The following is a 6,176-nucleotide window of genomic DNA, read 5'->3' on the forward strand; positions in this document are numbered from 1 at the left end:
AGTTTTTAATCAACACAGGTCAATCCTCGACCACCCAGGTGTCTTTGGTGCCGCCGCCCTGGGACGAATTGACCACCAGCGAACCTTCGCGCAGCGCTACACGGGTCAGGCCACCGGGCACCACGCGGGTGTCCTTGCCGGACAGCACGAACGGGCGCAGGTCGATATGCCGTGGGGCGATGCCGTTTTCTACAAACGTCGGGCAAGTGGACAAACACAGGGTGGGTTGGGCGATATAGGCGTGGGGCTTGGCCTTGATGCGTGCGCGGAACGCCTCGATTTCCGCAGCGGTGGACGCCGGGCCCACCAGCATGCCGTAGCCGCCGGAGCCCTGGGTTTCCTTGACCACCAACTCGGGCAAGTGGGCCAGGACGTGGGACAACTCGTCGGGCTTACGGCATTGAAACGTCGGAACGTTCTGCAGGATCGGTTCTTCATCCAGGTAAAAACGGATCATCTCGGTGACGAAGGGGTAGACCGATTTGTCATCCGCCACCCCGGTGCCGATGGCATTGGCCAGCACGACATTGCCCGAACGGTAGGCGGCCAGCAGGCCCGGCACGCCGAGCATCGAGGCCGGGTTGAAGGCCAGGGGGTCGAGAAACGCGTCGTCGAGACGGCGGTAGATCACGTCCACCGCCTTGGGGCCGTCGGTGGTGCGCATGAATACGCGGTCATCGCGCACGAACAAATCGGCGCCCTCCACCAACTCCACGCCCATTTCCCTGGCAAGGAAGGCATGCTCGAAAAACGCACTGTTGAAGCGCCCCGGGGTCAGCACCACCACGCTGGGATTATCCAGGGGGCTGGCGCTTTTCAGGGTGTCGAGCAACAGGTTGGGGTAATGATCAATCGGCGCAATACGCTGGGCCGCGAACAGCTCCGGGAACAGGCGCATCATCATCTTGCGGTCTTCAAGCATGTAGCTGACGCCGCTCGGCGTACGCAAGTTGTCTTCCAGTACGTAGTAAGTGCCGTCGCCATCGCGAACGAGGTCGACCCCGGAGACGTGGGAATACAGATCACGGTGCAGGTTCAGGCCCTGCATGGCCAACTGGTATTGCTCGTTGGCCAGCACCTGTTCGGCGGGAATGATCCCGGCCCTGATGATGCGTTGTTCGTGATACAGGTCAGCGAGGAACATGTTCAGCGCCTTGACCCGCTGGATACAGCCGCGCTCGACCATTCGCCATTCGCTCGCCGGGATGCTGCGGGGGATGGTGTCGAAGGGAATCAAGCGCTCGGTCCCTTGCTCGTCCCCATAAAGCGTGAAGGTGATCCCTGCACGATGGAACAGCAAATCGGCCTCGCGCCGACGCTGGGCCAGCAGTTCGGCTGGGGTATCGGCCAACCAACGGGCAAACTGGCGGTAATGGGGCCGGACCTGCCCTGCCCCATCGTACATTTCATCGTAATAAGTGCGGATCATGCCGTACTCCTTGTCACCCGGACGCATGGACCTTCGCAAGGCCCGTGCCAGCGGCATAAACACTTGAAAATCAAAAACCTGGACAACCCGGGGCTTCTCACTGCACCGTCCTGGTGCGCGTAATCACCGGAGTTTCGCCGCACGCTTCATGGCGATGCGACCTCTGACTATCACCAGCATAGTCAGAGTTGATTTCACTGCCCGCCCGCACCTGCGGATAATCATCTCCATCGGCTGAAAAGGACATGTCCTACAGCTAAACCCTTTGCACAGCCAGTACCGTGTCAGCTCGTGTACTGATCGGCTCCTCGATCTTCCCTTTCAGCCACCCTACTCGGGTGGCTTTTTTTTGGGCGCACACAAAGCGCGCTGCGCGTTGCGAACATTGGCGGGCGGCTCAAACAAAATCGGCCGACCCAAAGGTCAGCCGATGTGCTGTGTTGCTCATAAACGCTACATGGGTAACCCACGCACCTCCTGCTTGACGCCCCAGCCTTCGATGATCCCGCCAAGCGGCTCTACCACTGCCTCAAAGTCCTGCTCGAAGTCTCCTATACCGTCGTAGGTTGCAGACATGATTTTGCTCAACTCCAAGTACCAGGCACCATCGTCGCGTGCGCTGACCTGGGCGTTCAGCGATTCTCCACGAAATCGACCCGCAGCCCTGCGCGCCCGTTCTTCATCAGGAAAAATGGCGTAGAACTCGATGGGGTGAAAGCGTGAGAAGTCGAAGCCGCCTTCTTTCATGCGGCGCAGAACGTTGGTGCTGATGTCTTCTTGATAGGCTGTGCTCATGAAACGTCCTCCTCAGACTGATGGATAGACTTTCCGTGCTTCCTGAAGCTGAAGCCCGCGCGCTACTGGCGCGGGTACCACGGCAATGACCACCGCAGGAAAACAAGCATGTAGCTGACAAGACCAGACCTGAGCGATTGATTCGCTGATCTCGATTGCAGAGTAGCGCGAAGCTACCACCTGCACCAGAGGCGCAAAGATGGCATGCAGGGAATATTCAGGCGGCGGGTTCGACCCTGAGGTCTTTGATACCATTTTGGTCGTGCAAGCTCTTGACCGTAGGATCGGGAACACGATCGGCAAGATCGTTGAGGTCCAGCTTTTCCAATACCGGCGACACGCGTATGCGCACCATCTGTGCGGCCTCTTCCAGCGTCGGCTCATGATCGCAGTCAAATTGCTCGACTACCGGCTCACCACGGTCATTGATGAAAGAAATGTTCCACTTCGGCATCGGTGCCTCCTCGATAAAACCCATGTGTGGGCTCACATCTATCTGGACCTTGAGGGCTCACCAAACGTTCCACTCAAGGCAGGAGGCACAGGATTCGCCGCGCTTACTTCTCGGCGCGTTCCCTCAGGGCTTTCAAGGTGTTGAACGGTGCGTCCACCACAAACTTGTTGGCCAGCCACGACGGCACGCTGCCGCCCGGCTCGGTGTGCACCTGGTAGGTCACTTCGGTCTCGTTGGCGCTTTTGGGCACCAGTGTCCAGGCACCTTGCACCTGGGCGACCCGCACATAGCCTTTTTCTTCAGGCTTGTAGGTCGGCACACCCTCCAGTTTGCGGGTGACGGTACCGTCAGCGGACCGGGTGGTGGTGACATGGATGTACGAATCACGGTCCGTCACCGGGAACGGCGCCTTGAACTGGGTGTAGGTCCAGGCCTCATCGCCTTTCTTGTCGACGAGCTTTTGCGATTTGCACTCATGAATCCACTTGCAGGCGCCCGCTACGTCCTCCTGCAGTGCAACGATCTTCGCCACTGGCGCCTTGATCACGGTCACCCCGCGATAGGCCTTGTACTTGGAACCGGCCACTTCGCTCAGGGACACTTTGATCCCGTCCTCGTCCTTGGCCACTTGCCAGTCCTCGGCCTGGGCAGCACCGGCGAACATCATTGTAAAACCACAGACCACAGCCATTCGTTTCAGCGAACCCATCGATGTATTCCTTATTGTTGAAGTTCCGATAGTAAAGCCCATCAAGCCGCCGTCATCTGCTCCCACCAGCCGATCAAGCGGATCGCATCGGCCTGGTCGTTGCCGCAGACGTCGATATCTGCCTTGAAAGCGCTGCACACTGCCGGCCGCTCCGGTTGGCCGAACAACTGGCAGAGTTGTTCGATCGACAAGTGCAGGCAGCGAACGCCCGCAGGTTTGCCCTGGGGCATTCCCGGCAGCGGCGAACTGATGGAGGGGGCGATGCAGCAAGCGCCACAGCCTTCACGGCATTTCATGACCAGCAGGTCCTCGACGACTCAATGGGATGGCCGGGCTAGAGTACGCCCTTAAACAGCCGTTTTAAAATGGTCCAACAGGGGTTTTTCGCACAAAACAAAGATGACTGACCAGTCTGCGACAAATGGTCAGGGCCGTGGGTCACCGATGATCGAACGTTTATCGCTTGAATTCGAAATCCAGCGCGGCACCTTCCACATCACGCCGCTCATCGTTACGCAATTGCAGCTTCATCTCGTTGCTGAGCAAGCGGCCATTGATCTGGAATGCGCTGTTGTCGGAAGGTTTTTCACTGAACATTGGCGGCAACAACGGCACGCTCTTGGGCTTGGGCATGGTGCCGATGGGTTGCAACAGCCTGACCATGTTCGAGGGTAAAGACAGGTCCAACTGTGCCGGTGGCAGTTTGGTCTGGGCGACTTCGCGAGCGGACTTGGATTTGCTCGCCACGGGTGCGCGCTTTTTTGACTTGGCGGTTTTTTTCTTCGTCTGCGGCGCTTTCTTTACCGGTGCCGGCTTTTGCCCGGCGGCGTCCTGCCCGGCGCTTGCGGCGGGCTGGGATTGCGTGACCGGCGATGCCGCCAGCGCAGTGCCAGCGTTGCACAGGCCTAACAAGCCAACTATCCAGACAGCGCGAAAAATAGAGGTCATATCGCCAACAGCGTTAACGGCAGAAGGCCATATGCTCGCCTGTTGTGCGGATTATGACAAGCATGGAGATCAATCCTGTCCCCTTTTACCCCCCTCAAATACCCGCCGCCGTCTCCTGGCACAACTGGCTGGCAAGCATTCCCAGGGTCATCAGCGCACGCTCTGCTTCGCGGTTCCACGGGGTACCGCAATTGAGCCGGATACAGTGGTTGAACTGTTCCGTATTACTGAAGATCAGCCCCGGTGCGATACTGATGCCCTGTTGCAGAGCGCGCACGTGCAGTTCCTGGGTATTGACCCTTCCTGGCAAACTGACCCACAAAATAAAGCCGCCGGTCGGGCGGGTCATCTGTGTGCCTTCCGGAAAATACTGCTGCACCGCCAGTTGAAAAGCGCTGAGGTTCTTGCGGTATTCCTGGCGGATGTAACGCAGGTGCCGGTCGTAACCGCCATTCTCCAGGTAAGCGGCAACGCCCATCTGTGTGACGCTGCACGCGGAGTGGGTGCTGAACATCTGCAGACGCTGGATTTCCTGCTGGTACTTGCCGGCAATCATCCAGCCGATGCGCACGCCGGGGGACAAGGTCTTGGAAAAACTCGAGCAATAGATGACCCGGTCAAGACGGTCATAGGCTTTCAGGGCCTTGGTGCGACCCAGTTCGAACATCAGCTCGCCGTAGATATCGTCCTCGACGATCTGGATATCGAAATCCGAGGCCAGGCGCAGTAACTGTTTCTGCCGCTCTTCGGGCATGGTCCCGCCCAGGGGATTGCTCAAGCGCGTGGTCAGTACCAACGCCTTGATGGACCACTGGTTGGCGGCCAGTTGCAGGGCCTCAAGGCTCATGCCGGTGGCCGGGTCACTGGGGATCTCGATAACCTTGAGGCCCAGCAGGTCGGCCAGTTGCAGCAAACCGTAATAGGTCGGTGACTCGGCGGCGATCAGATCGCCGGGGCGCGTCAGCACGCGCAGGGACATCTGCAACGCGTCGACGCAGCCGTGGGTGATCACCACTTCGGAGGGGTCCACCACCACGCCGGCATCGCGCATGCGAATCGCCACCTGGCGGCGCAGCGGTTCAAAGCCCGGGCTGAACATGTAGCTGAACGCGCGCGGGCTCTGGAAGCGCGTGACCTTGGCCAGTTGCTGGTGCAACGCCCGGACCGGCAGGTAATCCACACTCGGCACCGCCGCGCCCAGGGGAAATACGCCTTCGCGGCGCGACTCGACCAACACTTGCTGGATGATGCTGCTGCGGGTGACCAACCCCGGACGTTCAACCCGTGCGATATCCGGCGTCGGCGCCGTGAGTGCCGGTGTCTGGTGCACGTAATAACCCGATTGCGGCCGCGCCCTGATCAGCCCCTGGTCTTCCAGGTTGGCATAGGCCTGCAGCACCGTGGCATGGCTCACATTGAGCTGGGAGCTCATCTTGCGCACCGAAGGCACGCGCTCCCCCGGCTGATAGACACCCCGCCGGATGTCCTCAGCCAATTGCTGGGCAATACGTTGGTAGAGCAACAGATTGGTCATGACGCAGCACTCGATTTCACGGGTATTTTATTTTTGTGTGAAACATACCGGCACAGTTTAGAAGTGTACGGGGACAGTTGCCACAATAGTCGAGCACGGGCCGCAGTGACAGAAAAAACTGTAAGGGCGTACACCTGACGAAATGTGGGAGGGGGCTTGCCCCCGATAGCGGCCTCTAGGCCGACCAGGATGTTGGTGTCGATCTCGGTCCAAATGTGGGAGGGGGCTTGCCCCCGATGGCGGCCTCTGGCCGACCAGGATGTTGGATTGGAACGAGTACATATCCGTTTCTGCGGTAACGGCCACT

General features: G+C 59.2%; 7 protein-coding genes. All 7 read right to left on the bottom strand.

Annotation, left to right across the window (positions count from 1 at the left end; genetic code table 11):
* Positions 1-19: 19 nt before the first annotated feature.
* Positions 20-1,429 (bottom strand): circularly permuted type 2 ATP-grasp protein, encoded by a 1,410-nt coding sequence (locus tag BFP93_RS25925; RefSeq protein WP_065895457.1) that lies wholly within the window; start codon positions 1,427-1,429, stop codon positions 20-22.
* Positions 1,430-1,882: 453 nt separating this feature from the next.
* Positions 1,883-2,224: a ribonuclease E inhibitor RraB gene (locus BFP93_RS25930; protein ID WP_057721151.1), complete on the bottom strand. Its 342-nt coding sequence runs from the start codon at positions 2,222-2,224 to the stop codon at positions 1,883-1,885.
* A gap of 217 nt (positions 2,225-2,441) precedes the next feature.
* Complete coding sequence (locus BFP93_RS25935) at positions 2,442-2,702, bottom strand: hypothetical protein (RefSeq protein ID WP_065887803.1); 261 nt, start codon at positions 2,700-2,702, stop codon at positions 2,442-2,444.
* Positions 2,703-2,781: 79 nt separating this feature from the next.
* On the bottom strand, positions 2,782-3,387 hold the full coding sequence (locus BFP93_RS25940) for an START domain-containing protein (RefSeq protein ID WP_065895458.1): 606 nt from the start codon (positions 3,385-3,387) through the stop codon (positions 2,782-2,784).
* Between the two features lie 41 nt (positions 3,388-3,428).
* On the bottom strand, positions 3,429-3,683 hold the full coding sequence (locus BFP93_RS25945; RefSeq protein WP_065895459.1) for a YkgJ family cysteine cluster protein: 255 nt from the start codon (positions 3,681-3,683) through the stop codon (positions 3,429-3,431).
* 160 nt (positions 3,684-3,843) lie between these two features.
* Positions 3,844-4,335, bottom strand: coding sequence for a translation initiation factor 2 (locus BFP93_RS25950; protein ID WP_065895460.1), 492 nt, complete (start codon positions 4,333-4,335; stop codon positions 3,844-3,846).
* 94 nt (positions 4,336-4,429) lie between these two features.
* Positions 4,430-5,869, bottom strand: a complete 1,440-nt coding sequence (locus tag BFP93_RS25955) for an aminotransferase-like domain-containing protein (protein ID WP_065895461.1) — start codon at positions 5,867-5,869, stop codon at positions 4,430-4,432.
* Positions 5,870-6,176 lie beyond the last annotated feature (307 nt).

The sequence above is a fragment of the Pseudomonas sp. 44 R 15 genome, assembly GCF_900004965.1.
Taxonomy (GTDB): domain Bacteria; phylum Pseudomonadota; class Gammaproteobacteria; order Pseudomonadales; family Pseudomonadaceae; genus Aquipseudomonas; species Aquipseudomonas orientalis_A.